Origin of the sequence: Streptomyces sp. NPDC048275 (assembly GCF_040652275.1) — a bacterium.
Classification (GTDB): domain Bacteria; phylum Actinomycetota; class Actinomycetes; order Streptomycetales; family Streptomycetaceae; genus Streptomyces.
In genome coordinates, this window is sequence record NZ_JBEZLR010000028.1 from 15,675 (window position 1) to 39,037 (window position 23,363).

At 68.1% G+C, this 23,363-nt stretch carries 18 protein-coding genes and 2 pseudogenes; 14 read left to right on the forward strand and 6 right to left on the reverse strand.

Going from position 1 to position 23,363, the window contains the following annotated elements:
• Positions 1-147: 147 nt before the first annotated feature.
• Positions 148-702 (forward strand): transcriptional regulator NrdR, encoded by a 555-nt coding sequence (nrdR, locus tag AB0D57_RS18640; protein WP_362073414.1) that lies wholly within the window; start codon positions 148-150, stop codon positions 700-702.
• Positions 703-852: 150 nt separating this feature from the next.
• On the forward strand, positions 853-3,750 hold the full coding sequence (locus AB0D57_RS18645; RefSeq protein ID WP_362073417.1) for a vitamin B12-dependent ribonucleotide reductase: 2,898 nt from the start codon (positions 853-855) through the stop codon (positions 3,748-3,750).
• A 122-nt stretch (positions 3,751-3,872) separates the two neighbouring features.
• On the opposite strand, the gene AB0D57_RS18650 is transcribed toward AB0D57_RS18645, so the two are convergent.
• On the reverse strand, positions 3,873-4,130 hold the full coding sequence (locus AB0D57_RS18650) for a hypothetical protein (RefSeq protein ID WP_362073420.1): 258 nt from the start codon (positions 4,128-4,130) through the stop codon (positions 3,873-3,875).
• Between the two features lie 29 nt (positions 4,131-4,159).
• Between AB0D57_RS18650 and AB0D57_RS18655 the strand changes: the two are divergent.
• Positions 4,160-4,679, forward strand: a pseudogene (locus AB0D57_RS18655) (transposase); the annotation flags it as partial.
• A gap of 297 nt (positions 4,680-4,976) precedes the next feature.
• Here AB0D57_RS18655 and AB0D57_RS18660 read toward each other — a convergent pair.
• A complete protein-coding gene (locus AB0D57_RS18660) occupies positions 4,977-5,960 on the reverse strand; it encodes a hypothetical protein (protein ID WP_362073423.1) in 984 nt (327 codons plus the stop codon).
• 683 nt (positions 5,961-6,643) lie between these two features.
• Here AB0D57_RS18660 and AB0D57_RS18665 point away from each other — a divergent pair.
• The 3 genes from AB0D57_RS18665 to AB0D57_RS18675 all read left to right on the forward strand — a co-directional run bounded on the left by AB0D57_RS18665 (position 6,644) and on the right by AB0D57_RS18675 (position 9,940).
• Complete coding sequence (locus AB0D57_RS18665) at positions 6,644-7,324, forward strand: response regulator transcription factor (RefSeq protein WP_362073426.1); 681 nt, start codon at positions 6,644-6,646, stop codon at positions 7,322-7,324.
• Positions 7,311-8,786, forward strand: a complete 1,476-nt coding sequence (locus AB0D57_RS18670) for a HAMP domain-containing sensor histidine kinase (protein ID WP_362073428.1) — start codon at positions 7,311-7,313, stop codon at positions 8,784-8,786. Before AB0D57_RS18665 ends, AB0D57_RS18670 begins: the two co-directional genes overlap by 14 nt.
• Positions 8,787-9,460: 674 nt before the next feature.
• Positions 9,461-9,940 carry an S-4TM family putative pore-forming effector gene (locus tag AB0D57_RS18675; RefSeq protein ID WP_362073612.1) on the forward strand — a complete coding sequence of 160 codons (480 nt, stop codon included), beginning with the start codon at positions 9,461-9,463 and terminating at the stop codon, positions 9,938-9,940.
• Here AB0D57_RS18675 and AB0D57_RS18680 read toward each other — a convergent pair.
• Both AB0D57_RS18680 and AB0D57_RS18685 read right to left on the reverse strand, forming a co-directional pair.
• Positions 9,934-10,317, reverse strand: a pseudogene (locus AB0D57_RS18680) (3'-5' exonuclease); the annotation flags it as partial. The gene AB0D57_RS18675 and the pseudogene AB0D57_RS18680 sit on opposite strands and share 7 nt — an antisense overlap.
• Before the next feature lie 146 nt (positions 10,318-10,463).
• A complete protein-coding gene (locus tag AB0D57_RS18685; RefSeq protein WP_362073430.1) occupies positions 10,464-10,997 on the reverse strand; it encodes a TerD family protein in 534 nt (177 codons plus the stop codon).
• Between the two features lie 150 nt (positions 10,998-11,147).
• On the opposite strand from AB0D57_RS18685, the gene AB0D57_RS18690 reads away from it, so the two are divergent.
• From AB0D57_RS18690 to AB0D57_RS18705, 4 genes are all read left to right on the forward strand, one after another.
• Positions 11,148-11,753 carry a YdbC family protein gene (locus AB0D57_RS18690; RefSeq protein WP_362073433.1) on the forward strand — a complete coding sequence of 202 codons (606 nt, stop codon included), beginning with the start codon at positions 11,148-11,150 and terminating at the stop codon, positions 11,751-11,753.
• 106 nt (positions 11,754-11,859) lie between these two features.
• The gene (locus AB0D57_RS18695; protein WP_362073436.1) at positions 11,860-12,543 is read left to right on the forward strand and encodes a histidine phosphatase family protein; all 684 of its coding nucleotides are present in this window, start codon (positions 11,860-11,862) and stop codon (positions 12,541-12,543) included.
• Positions 12,533-13,438 (forward strand): ADP-ribosylglycohydrolase family protein, encoded by a 906-nt coding sequence (locus tag AB0D57_RS18700; protein WP_362073439.1) that lies wholly within the window; start codon positions 12,533-12,535, stop codon positions 13,436-13,438. The genes AB0D57_RS18695 and AB0D57_RS18700 overlap by 11 nt, the downstream gene beginning before the upstream one ends.
• Positions 13,439-13,956: 518 nt before the next feature.
• Positions 13,957-15,429 carry a DUF4173 domain-containing protein gene (locus AB0D57_RS18705; RefSeq protein ID WP_362073615.1) on the forward strand — a complete coding sequence of 491 codons (1,473 nt, stop codon included), beginning with the start codon at positions 13,957-13,959 and terminating at the stop codon, positions 15,427-15,429.
• 111 nt (positions 15,430-15,540) lie between these two features.
• On the opposite strand, the gene AB0D57_RS18710 is transcribed toward AB0D57_RS18705, so the two are convergent.
• On the reverse strand, positions 15,541-17,088 hold the full coding sequence (locus AB0D57_RS18710; RefSeq protein ID WP_362073618.1) for an MFS transporter: 1,548 nt from the start codon (positions 17,086-17,088) through the stop codon (positions 15,541-15,543).
• A gap of 173 nt (positions 17,089-17,261) precedes the next feature.
• Here AB0D57_RS18710 and AB0D57_RS18715 point away from each other — a divergent pair, with 173 nt between their 5' ends.
• The 3 genes from AB0D57_RS18715 to AB0D57_RS18725 all read left to right on the forward strand — a co-directional run bounded on the left by AB0D57_RS18715 (position 17,262) and on the right by AB0D57_RS18725 (position 19,363).
• Complete coding sequence (locus tag AB0D57_RS18715) at positions 17,262-17,885, forward strand: TetR/AcrR family transcriptional regulator (protein ID WP_362073442.1); 624 nt, start codon at positions 17,262-17,264, stop codon at positions 17,883-17,885.
• A gap of 81 nt (positions 17,886-17,966) precedes the next feature.
• Complete coding sequence (locus AB0D57_RS18720; RefSeq protein WP_362073445.1) at positions 17,967-18,668, forward strand: ribonuclease HII; 702 nt, start codon at positions 17,967-17,969, stop codon at positions 18,666-18,668.
• 68 nt (positions 18,669-18,736) lie between these two features.
• Complete coding sequence (locus AB0D57_RS18725) at positions 18,737-19,363, forward strand: hypothetical protein (RefSeq protein ID WP_362073448.1); 627 nt, start codon at positions 18,737-18,739, stop codon at positions 19,361-19,363.
• Between the two features lie 473 nt (positions 19,364-19,836).
• Here the strand turns inward: AB0D57_RS18725 and AB0D57_RS18730 are convergent, their stop codons facing one another.
• Positions 19,837-20,472 (reverse strand): hypothetical protein, encoded by a 636-nt coding sequence (locus AB0D57_RS18730; RefSeq protein WP_362073621.1) that lies wholly within the window; start codon positions 20,470-20,472, stop codon positions 19,837-19,839.
• A gap of 712 nt (positions 20,473-21,184) precedes the next feature.
• On the opposite strand from AB0D57_RS18730, the gene AB0D57_RS18735 reads away from it, so the two are divergent.
• Entirely contained in the window at positions 21,185-23,344 is a 2,160-nt protein-coding gene (locus tag AB0D57_RS18735; protein WP_362073451.1) for a DEAD/DEAH box helicase, read from the forward strand.
• Positions 23,345-23,363: the final 19 nt, after the last annotated feature.

Below are 23,363 nucleotides of genomic sequence, written 5' to 3' on the forward strand. Positions count from 1 at the left end.
CTAGTGGTTCGATTTCTGTAGCAGCCCAGAAGTTGTGGTCCCCCGGGTCTTCGGGCCTCCCGCCATCGCCTATGCTTGGGGCTGCTTCGAGGGGCCCAGGAGGTCTCGCGAGGTCTATGAGTCGTGCTGTGAAGGAGGGTTGGAGCCATGCACTGCCCCTTCTGCAGGCACCCCGACAGCCGCGTCGTCGACAGTCGTACGACCGATGACGGCACGTCGATCCGCAGGCGCCGCCAGTGCCCCGACTGCTCCCGTCGTTTCACGACCGTGGAGACGTGCTCGCTGATGGTGGTCAAGCGGTCCGGCGTCACCGAGCCCTTCAGTCGTACCAAGGTCATCAACGGCGTGCGCAAGGCGTGCCAGGGGCGGCCGGTCACCGAGGACGCCCTCGCCCAGCTCGGCCAACGGGTCGAGGAGGCGGTGCGCGCCACCGGAAGCGCCGAGCTGACCACCCATGACGTGGGGCTGGCCATACTCGGTCCGTTGCAGGAACTCGACCTCGTCGCCTACCTGCGGTTCGCGTCCGTGTATCGGGCGTTCGACTCGCTCGAGGACTTCGAGGCCGCCATCGCGGAACTCAGGCAAGGGGCGAGGCCAGGCCCCGCCGTGGACGACGAAGACGCGGACGCGGAGCGCCCGGAAAGCGACCGCGGGTCCGGAGGGACTGTGCAGGTCCCCGTGCCCGCCAACGCCGCCGACTGATGAGAGGGCCGGCATGAGCCGGTCGATCGGCGGCGACCACAGACCTGCTGCGAGGGGCCGCGTTCGCGGTGCCCGCAGCGCCAGACACACACCGTGCCACGGGAAGAACGAGGCACTTCAGGGCGTTTTAGCCCGATACAGGGAGGCGGCATGACAGAGACGGCGAGCGGTCCGGCACGAGGTTCCCGCGCCAAGGGCGGAACCAAGGCCACCAAGGGACTGCGCATCGAGCGTATTCACACCACCCCCGGCGTGCACCCGTACGACGAGGTGGAGTGGGAGCGCCGTGACGTCGTCATGACCAACTGGCGCGACGGCTCGATCAACTTCGAGCAGCGTGGCGTCGAGTTCCCCGGCTTCTGGTCGGTGAACGCGGTCAACATCGTCACCAGCAAGTACTTCCGCGGTGCCGTCGGCACCCCGCAGCGCGAGGTGAGCCTCAGGCAGCTCATCGACCGCATCGTGAAGACGTACACGAAGGCAGGTGAGGACCACAAGTACTTCGCCTCGCCCGCCGACGCCGAGATCTTCGAGCACGAGCTGGCGTACGCCCTCCTGCACCAGATCTTCAGCTTCAACAGCCCGGTCTGGTTCAATGTCGGGACGCCTCAGCCCCAGCAGGTCTCCGCCTGCTTCATCCTGTCCGTCGACGACTCCATGGAGTCGATCCTCGACTGGTACAAGGAAGAGGGCATGATCTTCAAGGGCGGCTCCGGCGCCGGCCTGAACCTGTCGCGTATCCGCTCCTCCAAGGAGCTCCTCTCCTCGGGCGGCAACGCCTCGGGTCCCGTCTCCTTCATGCGCGGTGCCGACGCCTCCGCAGGAACGATCAAGTCGGGTGGCGCCACGCGCCGCGCGGCCAAGATGGTCATCCTCGACGTCGACCACCCCGACATCGAGGACTTCATCGAGACCAAGGTCAAGGAAGAGGAGAAGATCCGCGCCCTGCGTGACGCGGGCTTCGACATGGACCTGGGCGGCGACGACATCACGTCCGTCCAGTACCAGAACGCCAACAACTCGGTCCGCGTGAACGACACGTTCATGAAGGCGGTCGAGGAGGGCGGCAAGTTCGGCCTCACCTCCCGCATGACCGGCGAGGTCATCGAGGAGGTCGAAGCCAAGGCGCTCTTCCGCAAGATGGCCGAGGCCGCCTGGGCCTGCGCCGACCCGGGCATCCAGTACGACGACACGATCAACAACTGGCACACGTGCCCGGAGTCCGGCCGTATCAACGGCTCGAACCCGTGCAGCGAGTACATGCACCTGGACAACACGTCCTGCAACCTCGCCTCGCTGAACCTGATGAAGTTCCTGAAGGACGACGGCAAGGGCCACCAGTCCTTCGACGTCGAGCGCTTCGCCAAGGTCGTCGAGCTGGTCATCACCGCGATGGACATCTCCATCTGCTTCGCCGACTTCCCGACCCAGAAGATCGGCGAGAACACCCGCGCCTTCCGTCAGCTGGGCATCGGTTACGCCAACCTCGGCGCCCTCCTGATGGCGACCGGCCACGCGTACGACTCCGACGGCGGCCGCGCGCTCGCCGGTGCCATCACCTCGTTGATGACCGGTACCTCGTACAAGCGTTCCGCCGAGCTTGCCGCGGTCGTCGGTCCGTACGACGGCTACGCCCGCAACGCGCAGCCGCACCAGCGCGTCATGAAGCAGCACGCCGATGCCAACGCCGTGGCCGTCCGTATGGACGACCTGGACAGCCCGATCTGGGCCGCCGCCACGGAGGCCTGGCAGGACGTGATCCGCCTCGGCGAGAAGAACGGCTTCCGCAACGCGCAGGCCTCGGTCATCGCTCCCACCGGCACCATCGGCCTCGCGATGTCCTGCGACACCACCGGTCTTGAGCCCGACCTCGCGCTGGTCAAGTTCAAGAAGCTGGTCGGCGGCGGCTCGATGCAGATCGTCAACGGCACCGTCCCGCAGGCCCTGCGCCGCCTGGGCTACCAGGAGGAGCAGATCGAGGCGATCGTCGCCCACATCGCCGAGCACGGCAATGTGATCGACGCCCCGGGCCTCAAGCACGAGCACTATGAGGTGTTCGACTGCGCCATGGGCGAGCGTTCCATCTCCGCGATGGGCCACGTCCGCATGATGGCCGCGATCCAGCCGTGGATCTCCGGCGCGCTCTCCAAGACGGTCAACCTGCCGGAGACGGCGACGGTCGAGGACGTCGAAGAGGTCTACTTCGAGGCGTGGAAGATGGGCGTCAAGGCGCTCGCGATCTACCGCGACAACTGCAAGGTCGGCCAGCCCCTCTCCGCGAAGACCAAGGAGAAGGAGAAGGCCGAGGTCACCGCCAAGGCCGAGGCGACCATCCGCGAGACGGTCGAGAAGGTGGTCGAGTACCGTCCCGTCCGCAAGCGCCTCCCCAAGGGGCGTCCCGGCATCACCACCTCCTTCACGGTGGGCGGCGCCGAGGGCTACATGACCGCCAACTCCTACCCGGACGACGGTCTCGGCGAGGTCTTCCTGAAGATGTCGAAGCAGGGCTCCACCCTCGCGGGCATGATGGACGCCTTCTCGATCGCGGTCTCCGTGGGTCTGCAGTACGGCGTGCCCCTGGAGACGTACGTCTCGAAGTTCACGAACATGCGCTTCGAGCCGGCCGGTATGACGGACGACCCGGACGTGCGGATGGCGCAGTCGATCGTCGACTACATCTTCCGCCGCCTGGCGCTGGACTTCCTGCCCTTCGAGACGCGCTCCGCGCTCGGCATCCACTCCGCCGAGGAGCGTCAGCGCCACCTGGAGACGGGCTCCTACGAGCCCGCCGACGACGAGGTCGACGTCGAGGGCCTCGCCCAGTCCGCGCCGCGTGCCCAGGAGCTGAAGGCCGTCGCCACGCCGAAGGCCGAGGCCGAGGCGGCCGCGCCCGCCCCGAAGCAGGCCCACACCAGTGCCGAACTGGTGGAGATGCAGCTGGGCATCCAGGCGGACGCCCCTCTGTGCTTCTCCTGCGGCACGAAGATGCAGCGGGCCGGCTCCTGCTACATCTGCGAGGGCTGCGGCTCGACCAGCGGTTGCAGCTGAAAATAGGCGGAGTTGCGTCGGACATAACATTCGACGTGACCCGGGAAGTTGCCTGACCTGCAGGTTTTGGAGGGGACCGGCCATCGGCCGGTCCCCTTCCGCGCACCCTGAAGCAGGGGTGCTTAACCGATACAACGATGTTGACGAACCCTCGGTCCGATCGTGTTCTGCATGTCGAGACGGGCTCGCTGCTGCAGCGCCCACCCCTCCAGCATCGCCGCGAAGACGGCAGGCTCGGGATCAAGATGCACCACCCCGTCCACCAGCACTAGGTGGGCGGCACCCGGCAGATTCGCTGCTCGACTCACGTTGTATTCAACGCAGGCCTTCATCGCCCACCTGCGATCGCAGCGGCCGAGGTTCGCCGTGTCGACGGCCACGAAGGTGATCCCGCCCGACGCCCTCTCAAGCCTGGGTCGTTGAACTCACCGGCAGTCTCCTCGACGGCTGGCCGAAGGGCGTTCGGTCGATCGTCCGCAAAGAACGCCCCCATCCCGGTGCCCAATTGAGGCTCACGGGCGCGGACGGCATGCGTCTGACCTGCTTCGCCACCAACACCATCGGCCGGCCGATCGCCGAACTCGAGCTCCGTCACCGGCTGCGGGCCCGAGCGGAGGACCGGATCCGGGCCGCCCGGGCGACGGGCCTGCGGAACCTGCCCCTATCTATACGACACCGCGCAGAACCAGATCTGGCTCGAGATCGTCCAGATCGCCCTGGATCTGCCGGCCTGGATGCCCATGCTCGCCCTGTCCGGCAAGGCCCGGCTCCGGGAACCGCGTCGCCTGAGGTTCCGCCTGTTCTCCACAGCCGGCCACCTCGTCACGACCGGCCGGCGCCGCATCGTTCGCCTCGCCCGCCACTGGCCCTGGACCGGCGAGATCACAGGCGCGATCGAACGGCGCGCACTCCTGCCGAACCACGGCTGACCTGCGAATTCACCCGTCCCCGCGAGAGAACCTCCAGCCCGGAGCAGTGGAACCCGGCGTTCACCCGAGACGACACCCGGGCCCCCAGCCTGCTCGGCCTCCGCCACAGAAAGCGAAGCGGTCCGCCAACTACGTCGGCGGACCGTCACGAAAGATCGAGGCTAAACATCGAGCAGGTCGCGAAGAGCGCTTCCGCAGCCGCCTGCGACGTCTCATACAACGAGGCGGCCAACGGCTGTCTGGCCGACCTTTTCGCCGCGCTCCGGGCACGCCTGAGGGGCGACGAACCGTCAGCTCCTACGACACCACGAGTTCAGCCTCAGTAGCCGTTGTACGGGGCTCGTAAATAATGACTTGCGCCCCGTCAATTTGTATGGTGCGGTCCTTGGTGAAATATTCTGCCAGAACACTCTCCTTCATTATCTCTGTCTCCTTGTTTTCGACATGAATGCCTTCGGGTTCCGTTACTACGAGAATTCGCGCGCTGCTGCGCATGCGCGCGCGAATCTGAGGGGAGGGCAATTCGGTGCCGTAAAGGTCGTGCGAGGCTGCCGGGGTGAGCGCCTGGGCAAGGTCGAACATCCCTCTATTTACCGAAGGATAGGCTAGTGACCATGCGCGCCTCTTCGTGGACAAGTAGAGAAGTCCGTCGCCAGGAGCGTATTCCCTGGACAGGATTATTGCCAGATCGGTGACATTATCTGATCGGCTTTCCGGTGCCCGCAGCTTAAGGGACTCGGGTATGAGCAGTGCGATTGCCAACGCGACAACAATCACTGCGGTTACTCGCAGGTTGCGCCCCAGCTCAGGCACGCGATCTAGCACGGCCCCCAGAAGGAGCGCCAGGCCGACGAGACTGTAGAGCACGTACCTCTCTACATAGAAAGGCTTGTAAAGAGAAATTAGCATGAGAAGTGCAGTGGGTAATATGAACAGAGGCAGGGCGATCGCCCGTAGACTGAAAGGCGCTTCAGGAGAAACTTTGCCAGTGTTCCCTGATGAAGCGAAGTAAGACAGCACTATCGCGAAAGAAGCTAGTATCGCGAAGCGCTGGTATTCACTACCGGTGACACTGTCGATCCATGCGACTTGCCCGGATTGCGCCATTCCCAGAGCCGCAAGGGGTGCGACTCCTGTCGCAACCAAAAGTGCGGTGTATACCCAAGGGTGCCGCGCATAATCTGGCAGGACGAAGGCATGTACTACCAGGGCAAGGGCGGCAAACTGATGCAGAATGCACGCTACCAGCATGACAGCGCCATATACGATCCACGGCGCCATTGAACTTCTACGCCTAATAATTACCGGGGCTCGGCAGCTAAGTGTCGCACTCACGAGAAAATATGTGGCCCAGACCACAAGTCCGCAGACCAGTGAGTACGAGCGCCCCTCCTGTGAATATCTTTGAACATCTGGGAGTATGGCGAAGGAAAGGCCTGCCAGTATTCCAGCTCGCGTCCCTGCCAATCGGACCCCGAGCGCCGTGACTCCTGCCGCTGCCAGCGCACCGGCGAGAACAGAGGGAAGACGCAGCACCAGGAGGTCGGTCCCGAATAGGCCAAACAGCCCGTGCATGAGAAGGTAATATGCTCCATGCACGGCGTCTATGTTACCCAGCGTCTGCCACAGGTCCGGCAGGCTGCGGGAAGCAAATTCGAGAGTCACAGCCTCGTCATGCCACAGGGTTCCATCTCTGCGAATTCCCCATACACCGAGAAGGGTGGACAGTGAAACGGGCAAGAGTAAGGGAGTGAGGAATCTTCGGCGTGAGAACAAGGAAACTCTCTGAGGAGAATTTTCCGTATCGTTGATAATGGCCAACTCATCGCAGGACATCGGCGGCAGGGCCTTTCAGCAGTGGCGAAGACACTCCGCCAGCGTGCCCGGACCTCGTTGACCGGATGCTGACCCAACCTGACCGGCCGATCAGGAAGGCGGGTCGGCACTGTGCAAGGCTGCACCGCATGCGCATCCTGGTGGTCGAAGACGAGGTGGACCTTGCCCGCACCCTGCACACCGGTCTGACCGCCGAGGGCTACAGCGTCGACCTCGCCCATGACGGCCGGCAGGGACTGTGGATGGCCCGGACCGGCGAATACGCCCTTGTCGTCCTGGACTTGATGCTGCCCGGACTCAACGGCTACAAGGTCTGCGCCCAGTTGCGCCGGGAAAGCAACGCGACCCCCATCCTGGTACTCACCGCCAAGGACGGGGACTGGGATCAGGCAGAGGCTCTGGACACGGGGGCCGACGACTACCTGGCCAAACCCTTCTCCTACATGGTGCTCGTCGCACGGCTGCGGGCCCTGGTCAGACGGGCCGCCACGGTCGCACCGCCCGTCCTTGCCGTGGGCGACCTCTCGTTGGATGTCGCCGGCCGGGTCTGCCGCCGGGCCGGGGCCCGCGTGGAACTCACACCCCGGGAGTTCGCCGTGCTGGAGCTGCTGGCCCGCCGGGCGGGCCAGGCGGTCTCCAAAGCGGATCTGCTCTATCACGCGTGGCCCGACGAGGCCCAGGATCCCAACCTGGTGGAGGCGCGCGTCAGCGCACTGCGCAAGAAGGTGGACGCCGCGTTCCACCGGCAGTCCCTGCAGACCGTACGGGGTTCCGGCTACCGGCTGGTGGACGACCGTGAACGCGACTGAGCCGCGACGCCGCTGGTGGCCGCGTTCGGTACGAGCCCGCGCGGCCCTGGCCGCCGCCTCGACCGCCGCTGTCATCCTGGTCAGCATCGGCTGGTGGGTACACCGCGACGTCTACCGCCAGGGCACGCAGATCGCCGAAAAACAAGCCCAGGAACAGCTCTGGGCTCTCGTCGATCAGCTGAACGAGGGTGTGGTTCCCGTTCGCAGAAGCGCCGTGCCGTACGAGGTCGTCGCGACCGGCCGACGCACCGCTGTCGCCTTCGGCGGAGGCATGGACGACTTCGATCCCGGCACCCGCCATGTGCTGCCCGCCCCATCGGAGGCCAGGCATTCCGGGCTCTTGACGATCCGTCCCATCCGCATACCGGTGCGCCGCGACTACAACCCCAGGGACAGATTCGATATGGCCGGCGGGACCTACATGGTCATGTTCGCCGATATCAGCGCCGATGAACTGAGCAGCGACAAAGTCGCCGCTCTGGGCGTCGCCACCGACGCCACGCTGCGGGTCTATGTGGTGGTGCTCCCGAACACAGCCGAGGCAATCACCAAGACCACCGACCGCCTGCTGCTGCGGGCAGGGCTCGTCAGCCTCGTACTGATCGCCGCCGTCGCCTACTTCGCCGTCCGAATCGCGCTGCGGCCGGTCGAAGCCATCCGCGTCCTCACCGCCTCGGTCACCCCGAGCGACCCCCGCGAACGCGTCACCGTCCCCGCCACGGGACACGAGATCACCGCCCTGGCCACCACCATCAACACCACCCTCCAACGCCTCGACAACGCCGCTGCCCAGCAACGCCGCTTCGTCGCGGACGCCGCCCACGAACTACGCAGCCCCCTCACCACACTGCTCGCCAGCCTGGAAGTCGCGCTCGCCTACCCGGAACGCACCGACTGGCCCGCCGCGGCCACCACCGCCGCACGACAGACCCGCCGCCTCCACGCCCTCGCCGAAGACCTGCTGCTCCTCGCCCGCCTCGACACCCGCACCCCCATAGCCAGCCCCGAAACCGTCGACCTGACAGCCCTCGCCTCCCGGCTGACCGAGCAATACCCCCTCACCGAACGACCGTTGACCCTCACCTGCGACAGCACCGCCCCCGCACACGCACACGGAAACCCCGACGAATACGAACGACTGCTGCGCAACCTCATCGACAACGCCGCCCGCCACGCCGCGCACCGCATCCAGATCACCATCCGAAACCAGGACGCCTGGGTCGTCCTCACGGTGCATGACGACGGACCAGGCGTGCCCACCAAGGACGCCGAGCGCATCTTCGAACGCTTCGTCCGGCTCGACGACGCCCGCTCCCGCGACCACGGCGGCACCGGCCTGGGCCTCGCCATCGCCCGCGACCTGGCCCACCGCCACCAAGGCACCCTCACTCTCACCCCCCGGACCCTCGGAGCATGCTTCCAGCTACGCCTCCCCCAAGCCCCCACCCCAGCCGGGAAATGACGCACCTTTCCACGTGAGACGCGTGGCGCGACGCGCGCCGGGAGCATGTGCATGCCCCCGAGCGCCAGCGTGAGGGGGAACACCACTGCTCCACGCGCAGACCCCGGTCGCATCTCAGGCATGCGAAACGTGGAAACCTCGACGGAAGCCGCAGTCACCTCAAGCTCGGGAAAAGCGTCGACCAGCCGCAGAAAGGGCGCTGCGGCTGAGGTGGGCCTGGGTTTGGCTGGCGTTCCACAATTCGCGGGCCTCTTCGTTGCCCGCAGCAGCTCTCCGGATTTCGGGTGGGTGGTGATGGCGTAGCGGATCTGCGCAAGGAAGGGTGCGGCCCAGTCGGTACGCCATTCAACTAGTACTCCAGCTGTTGATCGCGATCTTGCTCGTCGGGGCTGGTCCGGGAACGGGTGCGGCCACCGGTGATCATCGGTGTGTGAAGAAGAAGATCAGGCGGTGGCCGCGGGTCACAGCGTAGATCCTGCCCGCTGGCAGGAAGCGTTCGAGGTTCTGATGGGCCGGATCGCGGGATGGTTTGGCCGGGTGGAACCACGGGGCCGGGCACGGGCGTTCGTGCTCGGACTGTTGTCGGACCTGCCGCGCAAGAACTGCTGGACGCTCGCCGAGAAGGCCTCCGTATCTCCGACCACGGCCCCCATCTCGACTGGTACAGCGTCGACCTGGGCGACACCCCGTGGCCCGGCGACGTCTTGCTGTGCCAGCGCCAAAGCGCAGTGTGGAGCCGCCGGGACCACCACGCCTACGGCTCATTCCTGGCAATCACCGGCAGCCTGTGGGCTCTCGCGATCAACGTGTTCGCCCTCGTGCGCGAAATGACACTGCTCACTTTCCTCGTGGCGCTCTTCCTGCCCAGCGCAGCAGCGCTCCTCGACACCATCGAACTCGCCCGTAGCCACTGGCAGCAGGCCGCCAAACGCGGACAAGTCGAAGACGACATCCACGATGTATGGAACAAGCACCAGGCCAACGCCGGGGACATCCCAGCCGAGGAATGCCGACGCCTCCAGGACGCCACCTACCTCCTGCGGCGGGACGGTCCATCCGTGCCCAACTGGTTCTATAACCGGCGCCGCCCCGACACCAATGCCGTCACGAACGACGGCACCACGACTCTGCGATCGTCATCAGACCCTCATTGAGACGAGCAGCCCACCTGGGAAGGGTTGCTCATGGCTGTGACCAAGGCTTCGCCTGATGTGGGGCTGCGGCTTGTCTGAGGCGCAGGGCTCGTGCCGCTTGGCGCCGCGGGGTACGTGTCAATCCAGGACAGGCCGCCGAGGTCGCGCTGATAGCGAGCCCGAGTCACGGCGTCGTAGGCAAGGCGGGCGTCCGTGTCGTTGATCGGTTCCGGAATCCGGCGGCCTTGGGCGTCATGCTGGTCGGTGTCCTTGGGCGGAGGGAAGTCGTCGGCGATCTCGACGGTAGGCCATTCGCGGCCCTTGGCCTTGTGGGCCGTGGAGACGGTGACGTCGGCGTGCTTCTCGTCGGTGAGTTCATCGACGGCGGCAAGGATGGCGAGGAATAGCGCACGTCAGGAATATCGACTCTGCGCCAGTACCTGAAGCCCTGAAGGGCGGCACGACCACCGGTCGTGCCGCCCTTCGGCGTTTTCACGGTCCTACGGCGGGCCCATTGTGGGAGTGGGGTCCCCGGGGGATCCGTTCACGCGTCGTGGCGACTGCCCATCACCTGAGGGAAGGCCGCCAGGTCCGTGTCGTAACCGTGGATGCCCGGGTGGAAGGTCCACTCTCCGGAGTCGTCGCGCACGAACTCGCCTACCGTCGCGGCCGTCGCCGCCAGGACGTCGCCGAAGTCCTCCTCCGCCAGGACGGTGTAGCCCTCGCGCATGCGCAACGCGGGGTTGGGTACGCCGACGAACGTCCTGTGGCCGGCGCCCTGTTGGATCAGGACGCCGACCACCACGCGCGTGTAGCGGCTGTCGAGGCGGTTCAGCTCCAGCGTCATGACCTCGTCCCAGCCGAACCCCTTGCCGTCCTTGCTGTCCCGGTTGAGATACATGGTGCCGTCAGGTGAGCGGCTGTCGAAGTGCACTACGTAGGCGGGCTTTCCGTACGGGTCGCTGCCCAAGTAGGTCGCCGCGATGATGTCGAGGTCGGTCGCCGGCTCGCCGACGGGACTCGGGTCCCACTTCATCGCGAGCTCGACCTTGCGGATGCCCTTGTTGAGACCGTTCACTGGATCTCCCCCTTCTCCAAGTGCTTCCTGCCCCAACTGTTGTGCGGTCAAGGCCGGTTGTCCATCGTGCCATGCGCGCGGGGGCGCACGCTCGGGTGCACTACGCCGGAGCGTGACCTACGCCACGCGCGGTGGCCTTACGATGGCGCGGTGCTGGTCAAGTGGATTCGCTGCACCGTGGTGGACCGCCGCGGTTTCGAGCGGGGGCAGCGAAAGTGGGCGGGGCTTCTGGGCGAGCCGGGTTTCCGGGGACAGGGCGGGGGCTGGAGCCGGGGGCGGGCCGGTGTGGCGCACGTCTTCACCTTCTGGGAGAGTCGTGCCTTCTACGACTCCTTCATGGCCCGCTCGCACGACCGGCTTGCCGCCGCCCAGTCGGGCACCTTCAAGGACTCACAGGTCAAACTCTTCGATCATCGATTTGATGTGAAGACCGGTTTCGAACCGCGCTTCACGGACGCGGACCTGCTGCGGGTGGCCCATTGCCGCATCCACGAGGAACGGGCCGAGCACTTCGCGCTGATGCAGGAGAAGGTCTGGAATCCCGCGATGGCGGGCTCGCCCGGCATGGTGCGAGGGCTGTTCGGTGAGGCGCCGGGCCATGAGTTCCTGATTCTGTCCATGTGGCAGTCGGCCGCCGAGCACGGAAAGTACCGCTCCGAGCGCGTGGAGCGGCTCGCGCTGCGCGCCCAGACGGAGGCCGACGTCGCGGCCCTCGCGGGCGACATCGTCGGGCTGGAGCCGACCTGGACGGTCTGACGGGAGTGCTTGTCGTGGGTGCCGTATGGGCGGGAGATGTGTGATCTATGCCGTACGGAGCCCGTATGAGTGCTCGATTAGCCGTCAGCCGTTTTAGGGTCTTGGCATGGTACGACCACGGCGCATCGTCCTTGTCCGGCACGGCGAGTCAGCGGGCAACGCCGATGACACCGTGTACGAACGTGAACCCGACCACGCTCTGGCGCTCACCGAGAAGGGGTGGCAGCAGGCGGAGGAGACGGGCAAACGGCTGCGGGAAGTGTTCGGGCGGGAGCGCGTAAGCGTTTACGTGTCCCCGTACCGCCGTACCCACGAGACGTTCCGGGCCTTTCATCTCGACCCCGAGCGCATACGGGTGCGTGAGGAACCGCGGCTGCGTGAGCAGGACTGGGGAAACTGGCAGGACCGCGACGACGTACGCCTCCAGAAGGCGTACCGGGACGCCTACGGGCACTTCTTCTACCGCTTCGCGCAGGGGGAGTCGGGCGCCGATGTGTACGACCGGGTCGGCGGTTTCCTGGAGAGCCTGTACCGGAGCTTCGAGGCGCCCGACCACCCGCCGAACGTGCTCCTGGTGACGCACGGCCTGGCCATGCGCCTGTTCTGTATGCGCTGGTTCCACTGGACGGTCGCGGAATTCGAGTCACTGTCGAACCCGGGGAACGGCGAGGTGCGGATGCTCGTTCTCGGAGACGACGGCAAGTACACGCTCGACCGGCCGTTCGAAAGCTGGCGTGACCCCGAGCCGTACGGAGTCAGCGGGATAGAGTGGCAGAGCGATGACCGCTGACTCCTCTCCCGACGGGCGCCTGGACCGAGCCCTGGCCAGCTTGCGCGGACTCGCGGTGGGAGACGCGCTGGGCTCTCAGTTCTTCGTGCCCGCGAACTATCCGCTGCTCAAGTGCCGAGAACTGCCGTCCGGCCCCTGGCAGTGGACGGACGACACCGAAATGGCCTCCTCCGTAGTGGCCGTTTTGGCCCGGCACCAGCGCATCAACCAGGACGAACTGGCCCGCTCCTTCGCCGAGCACCACGACTTCGACCGAGGCTACGGACCTGCGGTCAACCGCCTGCTGCGGCAGATCCGGGAGGGGGGAGACTGGCGCGAGCTGGCGTCCGCCCTCTTCAAGGGACAGGGGTCGTGGGGCAACGGCGCAGCGATGCGCATCGCCCCCCTGGGAGCCTGGTACGCGGACGACCCCGAGCAGGCGACCCACCAGGCGGAGATCTCGGCGTACCCCACGCATCAGCACCGAGAGGCCGTTGTCGGAGCCATGGCCGTCGCCGCGGCAGCCGCCCTGGCGGCCGACCCCGCGGGCCCGCCGAGCGCCGAGGCACTGCTCGACGGCGTCATCGCGCTCGTCCCGCGCAGCGCCGTGGGTGCGGGGCTGCGGCGTGCCCGGGACATGCTCGACTACGGGGACACCGCGACGGTCGCCGCCGTACTGGGCTGCGGACGGCGTACGACGGCGCACGACACCGTGCCGTTCGCTCTCTGGTCGGCGGCCCGGACCCTGAGCGATTACGAAGAGGCCTTCTGGACGACTGCCCAGGTGGGCGGCGACATGGACACGACCTGCGCCATCGTGGGCGGCGTGGTCGCCTCCGGGAAGGCCGGGGCTCCGCCGGGCGCGTGGGTGCGGCGGACGGAGGCGCTGCCGGACTGGGTGGCGATGGGGGCGTAGGCGGACGGGGGCCGACGGGGGGCCGGGCGCGCGCCTCGTCAGGCCCGGGGAGCGGCTTCCGAATCTCGGCGCAGCCCCGCGTTCGGAGCGGGTGCCGCGGGTGCGCCGTCGTCCCATGGGCCCTCCGCGCCACGGACGCCGCTACCGTCCGCACAAGGCCACCGAGACCCATGAGGCTCCCTCTGTCACAGGCTTGCTACAGCGTGGCCGCCAGGGTCTGAGGCGGTTCGTCTGTGGATACTCTTTCCGCCACGCCGCCTGTTGATCATGCCGGGCGTGCGCCGACGAGACACCGGTCACCAGCCTTCCGCCTCAGCGGCGTCCAGTGGATTGCGCATGGGCCGGCAGGGAGGGGGCCCGTGTCCGACATACCGTCCACGCCTGAGCCGAGAGATCCGGAACCGGCGAAGTCGAGGGATCCAGAAGACTCCGTCCGCACGTTCGCGTCCACGCGCGAGCGGACCGGGTCCACCGAAGATGCCGACTGGACCCAGGCGTCATTCACGCCCGTTCCGTGGCTGGCCGAATTCCAGGCGGAGCCGGCGGCGCCGGTGCGTACCGCCACGTTGTGGGCCGTGCTCGCCACCGGCGTACTCAGCATGCTGCTCTTGGGGGACGGCCTGGCGGTCAACCTGCTGTTGGTCGCGATCCCGGCCGCGCTCGCCGCGTACTTCGCAGCCGAGGCTGCCGGACGCCGCCCCCGCCTGTGGACCCTGACCTGGGCCATCGGCGGGCTCGCCCTGCTGATCGTGCCCGCCCTGCGCGACGCGGACTGGCCGTCGTTCCTCGCCGGCGTCACCGCGGTCGCGCTGGGCTCGCTGGCACTGCACGGCGGCCGTACCTGGCCCGCCGTTCTGCTCGGTCCCATCGGCGTGCTCAATGCCCTGGTCACCGGCCCTACCTGGGGCTGGCGAGGGCTGCGTGAACGGTCCGGCGGCGGTCGGGGCAAGCTGGGCGTGGGCCTGCGCGCGCTCGTCGTGACCGCGATCCTGCTGCTGGTCTTCGGAGCGTTGTTCGCGAGTGCCGACGCGGCCTTCGCGGATCTGCTCAGCGATCTGGTGCCGGATGTCTCCGTCTCGGGTGTACCCAAGCACGTCCTGCTCCTGGTGCTCGGCCTGGCCGGATCGCTCGCGGTCGCGCACACGGCCGCGGCGCCCCTGCGGTGGGACCGCGTCCAGGTGCCCGCAGGCCGTCCCCGTGGCCGCTTCGAGTGGGCGCTGCCCCTGATCGTGCTGACCGTGCTCTTCGCGGCCTTCAACGCCGTCCAACTCGCCGTTCTCGTCGGCGGATACGACACCGTCCTGGAGAAGACCGACCAGACATACGCCCAATACGCGCGCCAGGGCTTCTGGCAGCTGTTGCTGGTGACGCTTCTGACCGTGCTCGTCATCGTCTTCGCACTGCGCTGGGCGCCCCGTGACGGCGCGCGCGACCGGACGCTGGTACGCGGAGTGCTGGGAACTCTGTGCGCGCTGGCGCTCGTTGTCGTGGCATCAGCGGTGCGGCGTATGGACATGTATGTGGGGGAGTATGGGCTGACGCGACTGAGGATCTCGGTGGTGGCCGTGGAGCTCTGGCTCGGTCTGGTCATCGTGCTCATCATGGCGGCCGGAGTGTGGGGCGCCCGCTGGCTGCCGCGCGCCGTCGCCGCCACCGCCGCGGCGGGAGTGCTCGCCTTCGGGCTGATGTCGCCGGACGCTGTGATCGCCGAGCGCAATGTGCAGCGGTACGCGGATACCGGCAGGTTCGACCTCGACTATGCGCGCGACCTGTCCGCCGACGCCGTACCGGCCCTCGACAAGCTGGCGGAGCCGCTGCGCTCCTGCGCGCTGCAGTCGCTCGCGGACCAACTGGGTGAGGATGCGTCACCTTGGTACGCCACCAGCTGGGGAGAGGCCCGCGCCCGGGACATCCTCCGCGACCGGCCGCCGTCCAAGGGCGCGGACTGGAGTGTGTGCGCCGACCTGGGGGAGAGCACCGCGTACCGCTGAGCGCAGGGGTTCACGCCGCACAAGGCTCGGCACTGTGTCGTACTGCGGATGGCCGGATCGTGGTCCTCGCCGTCTGTCCCCGGACCCGATCCGGCCTCCGCAGCCCCCTTGTCAGCCCGCGGCAGGTCCTGCTGTGCCGGCGAGGGCGTCCAGGTCGCTTTTGCGGACCCGTATCACCACCACGGCGGTGACCAGGGCCACAGCGGCCATCACGGCGGCCGGGATGAAGGCGGTCGAGATGCCGTGGGCGAGCGCTTCGTGGCCCCAAGGAGCGGGCAGTTGGCCGGTCTTGGCGAACTCCGCCTGCTGCTCCGGCGAGGAGTCCGTCAGGAACCTCGGCATCTGGTCCTTCGCCTCGTCACGGCTGGCGGAGCCGAAGACCGTGGTCAGGATGGAGAGTCCGAGCGAACCGCCCACCTGCTGCGTGACGTTGAGGAGCCCGGACGCCGCGCCCGCTTCGTGCTGGGCGACACCGGAGACCGCGGTGAGGGTCAGCGTCACGAAGTTCAGGCCCATGCCGAAACCGAAGAGCAGCATCGGGCCGAGCACCCCGCTGACGTACGAGCTGTCGGGGTTGATGAAGGTCAGCCAGCCAAGGCCGAGCGCGACGAGGGCGGACCCGACGACCATGAACGGCTTGGGGCCCAGGACCGGCAGGAATCGCTGTGAGAGACCGGCGCCGATGCCGATCGCGGCCGTGATGGGGAGGAAGGCGAGACCGGCCTCGATGGGTGTGTAGCCGAGCACGTTCTGTACGAAGAGGACGATGAAGAAGAACATGCCGAACATCGCGGCGGCCAGGCTCAGCATGATCACGTATGAGCCCGAGCGGTTGCGGTCGGCGAACATCTTCAGCGGCGTGATCGGTTCTTTCGCCCGGCTTTCGATGAGGGCGAAGCCCAACAGCAGGACCACGGCCGCGGCGAACGACCCGATGGTGAGGCTGTCGCGCCAGCCTTCCTCCGAGGCGCGGATGAACCCGTACACCAGGGAGGCCATACCGGCCGTCGAGGTGAGCGCGCCCGCGATGTCGAAGCGTCCGGGATGGCGCTCGGACTCGTTGATGTACATCGGCGCGAGCACGGCGATCAGTACACCGATGGGCACGTTGACGAAGAGCACCCAGCGCCAGTCGAGCCACTCGGTGAGCATGCCGCCCGCGAGGAGACCGATGGCGCCACCGCCTGCGGAGACCGCGGCGAAAACGGCGAAGGCCCGGTTCCGTTCCGGGCCTTCGGGGAAGGTGGTGGTGATGAGGGCCAGCGCGGTGGGGGACGCTATTGCGCCACCCACACCCTGGAGGGCGCGTGCGGCCAGCAACTGCCAAGGCTCCTGGGCGAGTCCGCCCAGCAGCGAGGCGAGCGTGAACAGCAGGATGCCGGTCATGAAGACCCGGCGCCGGCCGAGGATGTCACCCGCCCTGCCACCGAGAAGCAGCAGGCCACCGAAGGTGAGGGTGTACGCGCTGACCACCCAGGTCAGGTCGGTCGTACTGAACTTGAGTGCGTCTTGAATGTGCGGGAGGGCGATGTTCACAATCGTCGCGTCGAGTACCACCATGAGTTGGCAGGCCGCGATGACGGCGAGTGCGATGCCGGGATGCCCCTCCCGGCGGGCCGCTCCTGGCTTTGAGTCTTTGACTAACTGAGAGGTTGTCACCATGGTTCCCCCACAAGTGCGTTAGTGAACGCTCGCGTTCACTGTCGCGTCAACGGTAGTGAGTCCCCGACAGTGAACGCAAGCGTTCACTGAAGTCGCTGCCGCGTGGCGTCATTCGAACGCTCGCCCTGCCCCGAACTCCCCGCTCCCCCATGCACAACGGAGATACTCAGATGGTTACTTCGCGTTGGACGGCCGCTCCCGCTCAGACGGCCTCCCTGCGTCGACGCGGTGCCGTGCTCGAACGCGCGATCCTCGACGCCGCGCTGGAGCAGCTCAGTACGGTCGGCTGGAACGGCCTCACGATGGAGGGTGTCGCCGCGCGCGCCCAGACGGGCAAAGCCGCGGTCTACCGACGCTGGCCGTCCAAGGAGGACCTCGTCGCGGACGCGCTGAAGGCCGGCCTGCCGAGCCTGGCGGAGGCGCCCGACCTGGGGAGCGTCCGGGAGGACCTCCTGGAGCTGTGCCGGCAGGTGCGTGAGGCGATGTTCTCGCAGCCCGGATTCGCACTGCGCTCAGTGCTTTACGAATGCGACGCAGCGCAGGCGGAACGCTTTCACGGTGTGATCCTCAGCGGGGTCATCGAGCCGACCAAGCATCTCCTGCGAGAGATTATTCACCGCGGTATTGAGCGGGGAGAGGTGCGCTCCGACGCTGCGAACTCCTATGTCTTCGACGCCATTCCGGCGATGATGATGTACCGCTCCAAGGTGTGCGCTAGCGAATGGGGTGAGCGGGATCTGGAGGAGTTGATCGACCAGCTGATGGTCCCGCTGCTGCGACACGGGGGCGCCTGATCCTTGCTGCCGGGGGGCTGTGGTTGCTCGGGGAAACCTGGGTGTCGCGAGGGTCTCCGGGCGGCGTAGGCTGAGGGCGCCATGCCGTACGAACCACCTACCCACACCGTCGAGCGCTCCCTCCGCGCCACGACCGGAGCGAAGATCATTGCCGGTGTCGACGAGGTGGGCCGCGGTGCCTGGGCCGGCCCGGTCACCGTCTGCGCCGCGGTCACGGGGCTGCGTCGGCCACCCGAAGGCCTCACCGACTCCAAGCTCCTCACCGTCAAGCGGCGTACCGCACTGGCCGTGGAACTGGAGAAGTGGGTGACGTCGTACGCCCTGGGGCATGCCTCTCCGCAGGAGATCGACGACCTGGGGATGACTGCCGCGCTGCGGCTCGCCGCGGTGCGCGCCCTGGAGGCCTTGCCGGTCCGCCCCGACGCGGTCATCCTCGATGGGAAGCACGACTACCTCGGGTCACCGTGGAAGGTCCGTACGGTGATCAAGGGCGACCAGTCCTGCGTGGCCGTCGCGGCGGCCTCGGTGATTGCCAAGGTTCAGCGCGACAAAATGATGGCCGAACTGGGTACCGACCATGCAGACTTCGGTTTTGCGGCCAACGCCGGGTATCCGTCCCCGGTGCACAAGGCCGCGCTGGAGGAGCGGGGCCCCACTCCGTACCACCGGCTGTCCTGGGCGTATCTTGATGCGCTGCCCCAGTGGCGGCACCTCAAGAAGGTCCGCAGCTGGGGGAACGGAAGCGGTCCGGAGATCGAAGGTCAGCTCGGCTTCGATTTCTGACGGTCCCGTTCGCACTCATGTGCCACCCGCCGACGCTAGTCGCACCGGCGTTTGATAAAAATCAGCTCATGCCTCTCATTCCCGAGGAGCCTCAGATTCACGAGAGTGCCCAGGGTCCCCGCGCCACTCCGGCCAGTGGCCGAACCGCGCCGACCCCCCGCCCTGTACCCGGTCCCCGTCCCGTGGCTCCGCCGCGTCCCGGACGTCCGGGACCTGTCCGGCCGATGCCGGCCCAACGCACCCCGCGTGAGCCGGTCGTGGCCACGCCGGGGCCATCCGTCCCAGCGGCCGCTCCCGCTGCCGCCACCCCGCAGATCCAGCTGATCCCGGCCTCGGCCGAGGGGGCGCTGGACGCTGCCGAAGAAGCCGTCGACCTGCTGTTGGAGTCGGGCCGCGCCCCCGGTGAGGTGCTGGTGATCACCACCGGCGAACCGCATCCGTGGGCCGCGCACGAACTCTCCTTCGGCGAAGCCGCCTACTGGGCGCAGCACGACGCGGGCGACGACGTCTTCTACGCCGACGCCTCCGCCGCGGGCCGGGCGGTGTCCCGTCCTGTGGTCGTGGTCGCCGTCAACGGCGGCCCTGACGCTGTTGCCGCCACCGCCCTGCCGCTGGCTCTCGGTCGGGCCGGCGCCCTGCTGATCGTCTGCGGTGACCCGCAGCAGATCAACTCGGTGCTGGGCGCCGGGGTCTGAGCGAATCCCGGACGGTGTCCGGGGCGCTCGCGGTGCCCGAAGGCGACGGAGGTGGCGCTGCGGCGGCACTTGCACGGCGGTCTTTTCGGCGTGCGCGCAGTGCGCGCTCGGCACGGCCGTGGTGGTGGTTCGTGAGGGGGCGTTCGGTTGGGGATGGGCTCTCCGTGTGCGGGGCGCCTCTCCATGGACCGGGTGCTTCTCTGCGGACGGGGTGCTTCTCCGTGAGGCGGGTGCTTTCTGGGCGTACATCCTTTGTCGTGCGTCCCCGGGGTGAGCCGGACTGTAACGACGCTGCCTGGTTGTCGGTCGGTCGGACGGCCGTGACCGGACCGGTCACGGTTGCCCCACCGGTCGTCCCAGGCAGCCCCAGCTCGGCTTTGCGAGCTGAGGCGGCCGCCATGGCGCGGGCTGACATGCTCGGGCCACGGGGGCCGCGTCCTCTCGGCCGGGGCGGAGCCTGGAGGGGGTCCGGCTCAGCGCGCCGCCGCTCGGCGCAGTACGTCCGACGCGGCGCCTCCGGTGCGCGGCAGCGGCGGCGGTGCCGCGGTCGTGGCGAAGGACTCCGGCGGCGAGTCCGTGTGCGGACGGCGTCCGCCACGGCCTTCACCGAGAACCTGCCAGCCGTCCTGCGTCAGCGTGATGTACGCCCCGCAGCGCAGCCCGTGGAGTGTGCAGGCGTCCCGCAACCCCCACATCCACGCTCCGTCCTCCTCCGTCCAGCGCGCCTCACCCTCACGGCAGTAGAGCAGCACAGCGGTGCGCACCGGGGTGCGGCGCCGCAGGTCGTGCGGGATGACCCGGCGCAACTGCGCGAGCAGGGCGTTGCGGAACACCCAGCCGTCGGCCGGTGCCGAACGCCGGGTGAACGAGGCGCTCGCCCTCAGCCGCTCGTCCGCGTCGAGGACGGCCACGATCGCGGTCGCAGGTCTGGGCCGGTGCCGGGCGTGCAGTCCGCTGACGACCTCACGGGGATTGCGCAGCAGCGGAATCCCCGCGGCGGCCCATTCGGCGGGTTCGAGCATCCGGGCCAGTGGGTTGGCGGAAGCGGCGGACAAGTCGGCAGACGTCGACATGGATGCCGCCGAGGACGGAGCGAATCCGAAGGTCACGGTCCTCCCTTCGGCTACGCGCCCACACAGCGGGCGAGGTCGGACTTGGGGGAGCGCACACCGCAGCAGGGCCCTACCGGACCACGGGCGAGCCGTGCGGGGAGCGGACCTCAATTCTCCTTGTCGAACTTGGTTGCGGCAACGAGCAATTGGGGCCACCGACCGTTTTCCTGCCGTACGTCGTTTATATCCCTGCCCCGTGTTCTTGATGACGACACGTGAGCCATGCCTGTGCTGCCAGGACCAGCGGCAACATGCCCTGCTCCCCGGAGCGTCGGAGCATGCGCGCGGCCACCGCGAGGGTCCGGCCGATCTCCGTCGTGTCGTCCACGAGCGGGGCTCGGCGTCGACGCCCGCGTGGCCGAGTTCGCCGTCGAGCGCCGCAGGGGACACGGACGTCTCGAACCGGGCTCGCCCGCACGGCACCACCTGCTCGTCGTCCAGCTGCCGCCGCGGGAACTCCATCCGGCAGTCGGTTGTCGACGTTGTTGAGCCGTTATGGGCTGCAGAACTGGGAAGGCGTTCGAATTCCAGCGGGAATGGCACCCTGACCTGCGTAAACATGTTGATCACGTGCTGATCCAGGATGCTCGTGGCCGAGCAATGTGCCCTGGCCATCCTCGATCGGCGCGTGGCCGGTGGACCGTTCGCGAGCTTGTCGTCACGCGGGGTGAATTGGCCGATTGTCCTTGCCATCGGGTTGCATGGGGGCATGGACAACCTGGAGCTCCGCGCTGAAGCCGATGCCATCCTCGCTGAGCTCGTCGGTGCCCCGGGGGGTGCGGCGCGGCTGCGGGAGGACCAGTGGCAGGCGGTGGCGGCTCTGGTGGAGGAGCGCCGGCGTGCCCTGGTGGTGCAGCGCACCGGCTGGGGCAAGTCGGCGGTGTACTTCGTCGCCACGGCTCTGCTGCGCCGGCGTGGCTCCGGCCCCACGGTGATCATCTCGCCGCTGCTGGCGCTGATGCGCAACCAGGTCGAGTCGGCGGCGCGGGCGGGGATCCGGGCGCGCACCATCAACTCGGCCAACCCGGAGGAATGGGACACCATCTACGAGGAGGTCGAGCGCGGCGAGACCGATGTTCTCCTCGTGAGTCCGGAACGCCTCAATTCTGTAGATTTTCGCGAGCAGGTGTTGCCCAAGCTCGCGGCCACGACCGGTCTTCTGGTGGTCGACGAGGCGCACTGTATTTCCGACTGGGGGCACGACTTCCGCCCCGACTACCGCCGGTTGCGCACGATGCTGGCGGAGTTGCCGGCGGGTGTGCCGGTCCTGGCCACGACGGCGACGGCGAACGCGCGGGTGACCGCGGATGTGGCCGAGCAGTTGGGGACGGGGGGCGGGGGTGCTCTGGTTCTGCGGGGGCCGCTGGACCGGGAGAGCCTGCGGTTGGGGGTGCTGGAGCTGCCGGATGCGGCGCATCGGCTGGCGTGGCTGGGGGAGCGGCTGGGGGATCTGCCGGGTTCGGGGATCATCTACACGCTGACGGTGGCGGCGGCGGAGGAGGTCACCGCGTTCCTGCGTCAGTGCGGGCACACCGTGACGTCGTACACAGGAAAGACGGAGAACGCCGATCGGTTGCAGGCGGAGGAGGATCTGCTGGCGAACCGGGTGAAGGCGCTGGTGGCGACCTCGGCGCTGGGGATGGGCTTCGACAAGCCGGACCTGGGCTTCGTGGTGCACCTGGGGTCGCCCTCGTCCCCGATCGCCTATTACCAGCAGGTGGGGCGTGCGGGGCGTGGTGTGGACCATGCGGATGTGCTGCTGCTGCCAGGGCGGGAGGACGAGGCGATCTGGGCGTACTTCGCTTCGGTGGGCTTCCCACCCGAGGAGCAGGTACGGCGCACGCTGGCGGTTCTGGAACAGGCGGGTCGTCCGCTGTCGCTGCCGGCGCTCGAGCCGTTGGTGGATCTTCGACGTTCGCGGTTGGAGACGATGCTGAAGGTCCTGGACGTGGACGGGGCGGTCAAGCGTGTGAAGGGGGGCTGGACCGCCACGGGGCAGCCGTGGGCGTATGACGCGCAGCGGTACGCGTGGGTGGCCCGGCAGCGTGAGGCGGAGCAGCAGGCCATGCGGGACTACGTGGCGACCACGGGGTGCCGCATGGAGTTCTTGCAGCGGCAGCTCGACGACGAGAAGGCGGTCCCGTGCGGTCGCTGCGACTCCTGCGCCGGGCCCTGGCTCGATCCCGCCGTCTCGCCCGGCGCTCTCGCCGGCGCGGCGGGTGAGCTGGACCGCCCGGGGGTCGAGGTCGAGCCGCGCCGAATGTGGCCCTCGGGTATGCCCGCGGTCGGGGTCGACCTCAAAGGCCGTATCCCAGCAGGCCAGCAGGCGGCCACCGGGCGTGCGCTGGGAAGGCTGTCGGACATCGGCTGGGGCAACCGCCTGCGTCCGCTGTTCTCGGCGCAGGTCGCGGACGGGCCGGTTCCGGACGACGTGCTGGCCGCCGTCGTGACGGTGCTTGCCGACTGGGCGCGCTCGCCGGGCGGCTGGGCCGGCGGCGCCCCTGACGCGATGGCGCGGCCGGTGGGGATCGTCTCCATGCCCTCTCGCACCCGCCCGCAACTGGTCGCCTCACTGGCCGGGGGCCTGGCCCGGGTCGGCAGGCTCCCGCTGCTGGGCAGCCTGGACTACACCCCACAGGCCGGCGAGCACGCGGCGCACCGCAGCAACTCCGCCCAGCGGCTGCGCGCCCTGGCCGCCTCGTTCACCGTGCCCGACGAACTCGCCGCCGCCCTGGCCGGCACCCCCGGCCCGGTCCTGCTCGTCGACGACTACACCGACTCCGGCTGGACCCTGGCCGTAGGTGCACGCCTCCTGCGCCAGGCCGGAGCCGGCCAGGTACTCCCACTCGCCCTCGCCGTGGCTGGGTAGACGACTCCCGCTGCTCGCC

Bases quoted from the DNA above. Each gene is read 5' to 3' on its own strand.
- AB0D57_RS18645 (WP_362073417.1), top strand. From the start codon at position 853: ATGACAGAGACGGCGAGCGGTCCGGCACGAGGTTCCCGCGCCAAGGGC.
- nrdR (WP_362073414.1), top strand. From the start codon at position 148: ATGCACTGCCCCTTCTGCAGGCACCCCGACAGCCGCGTCGTCGACAGT.
- AB0D57_RS18695 (WP_362073436.1), top strand. From the start codon at position 11,860: ATGGTACGACCACGGCGCATCGTCCTTGTCCGGCACGGCGAGTCAGCG.
- AB0D57_RS18725 (WP_362073448.1), top strand. From the start codon at position 18,737: ATGCCTCTCATTCCCGAGGAGCCTCAGATTCACGAGAGTGCCCAGGGT.
- AB0D57_RS18700 (WP_362073439.1), top strand. From the start codon at position 12,533: ATGACCGCTGACTCCTCTCCCGACGGGCGCCTGGACCGAGCCCTGGCC.
- AB0D57_RS18715 (WP_362073442.1), top strand. From the start codon at position 17,262: ATGGTTACTTCGCGTTGGACGGCCGCTCCCGCTCAGACGGCCTCCCTG.
- AB0D57_RS18720 (WP_362073445.1), top strand. From the start codon at position 17,967: ATGCCGTACGAACCACCTACCCACACCGTCGAGCGCTCCCTCCGCGCC.
- AB0D57_RS18735 (WP_362073451.1), top strand. From the start codon at position 21,185: ATGGACAACCTGGAGCTCCGCGCTGAAGCCGATGCCATCCTCGCTGAG.
- AB0D57_RS18665 (WP_362073426.1), top strand. From the start codon at position 6,644: ATGCGCATCCTGGTGGTCGAAGACGAGGTGGACCTTGCCCGCACCCTG.
- AB0D57_RS18660 (WP_362073423.1), bottom strand. From the start codon at position 5,960: ATGGCGCCGTGGATCGTATATGGCGCTGTCATGCTGGTAGCGTGCATT.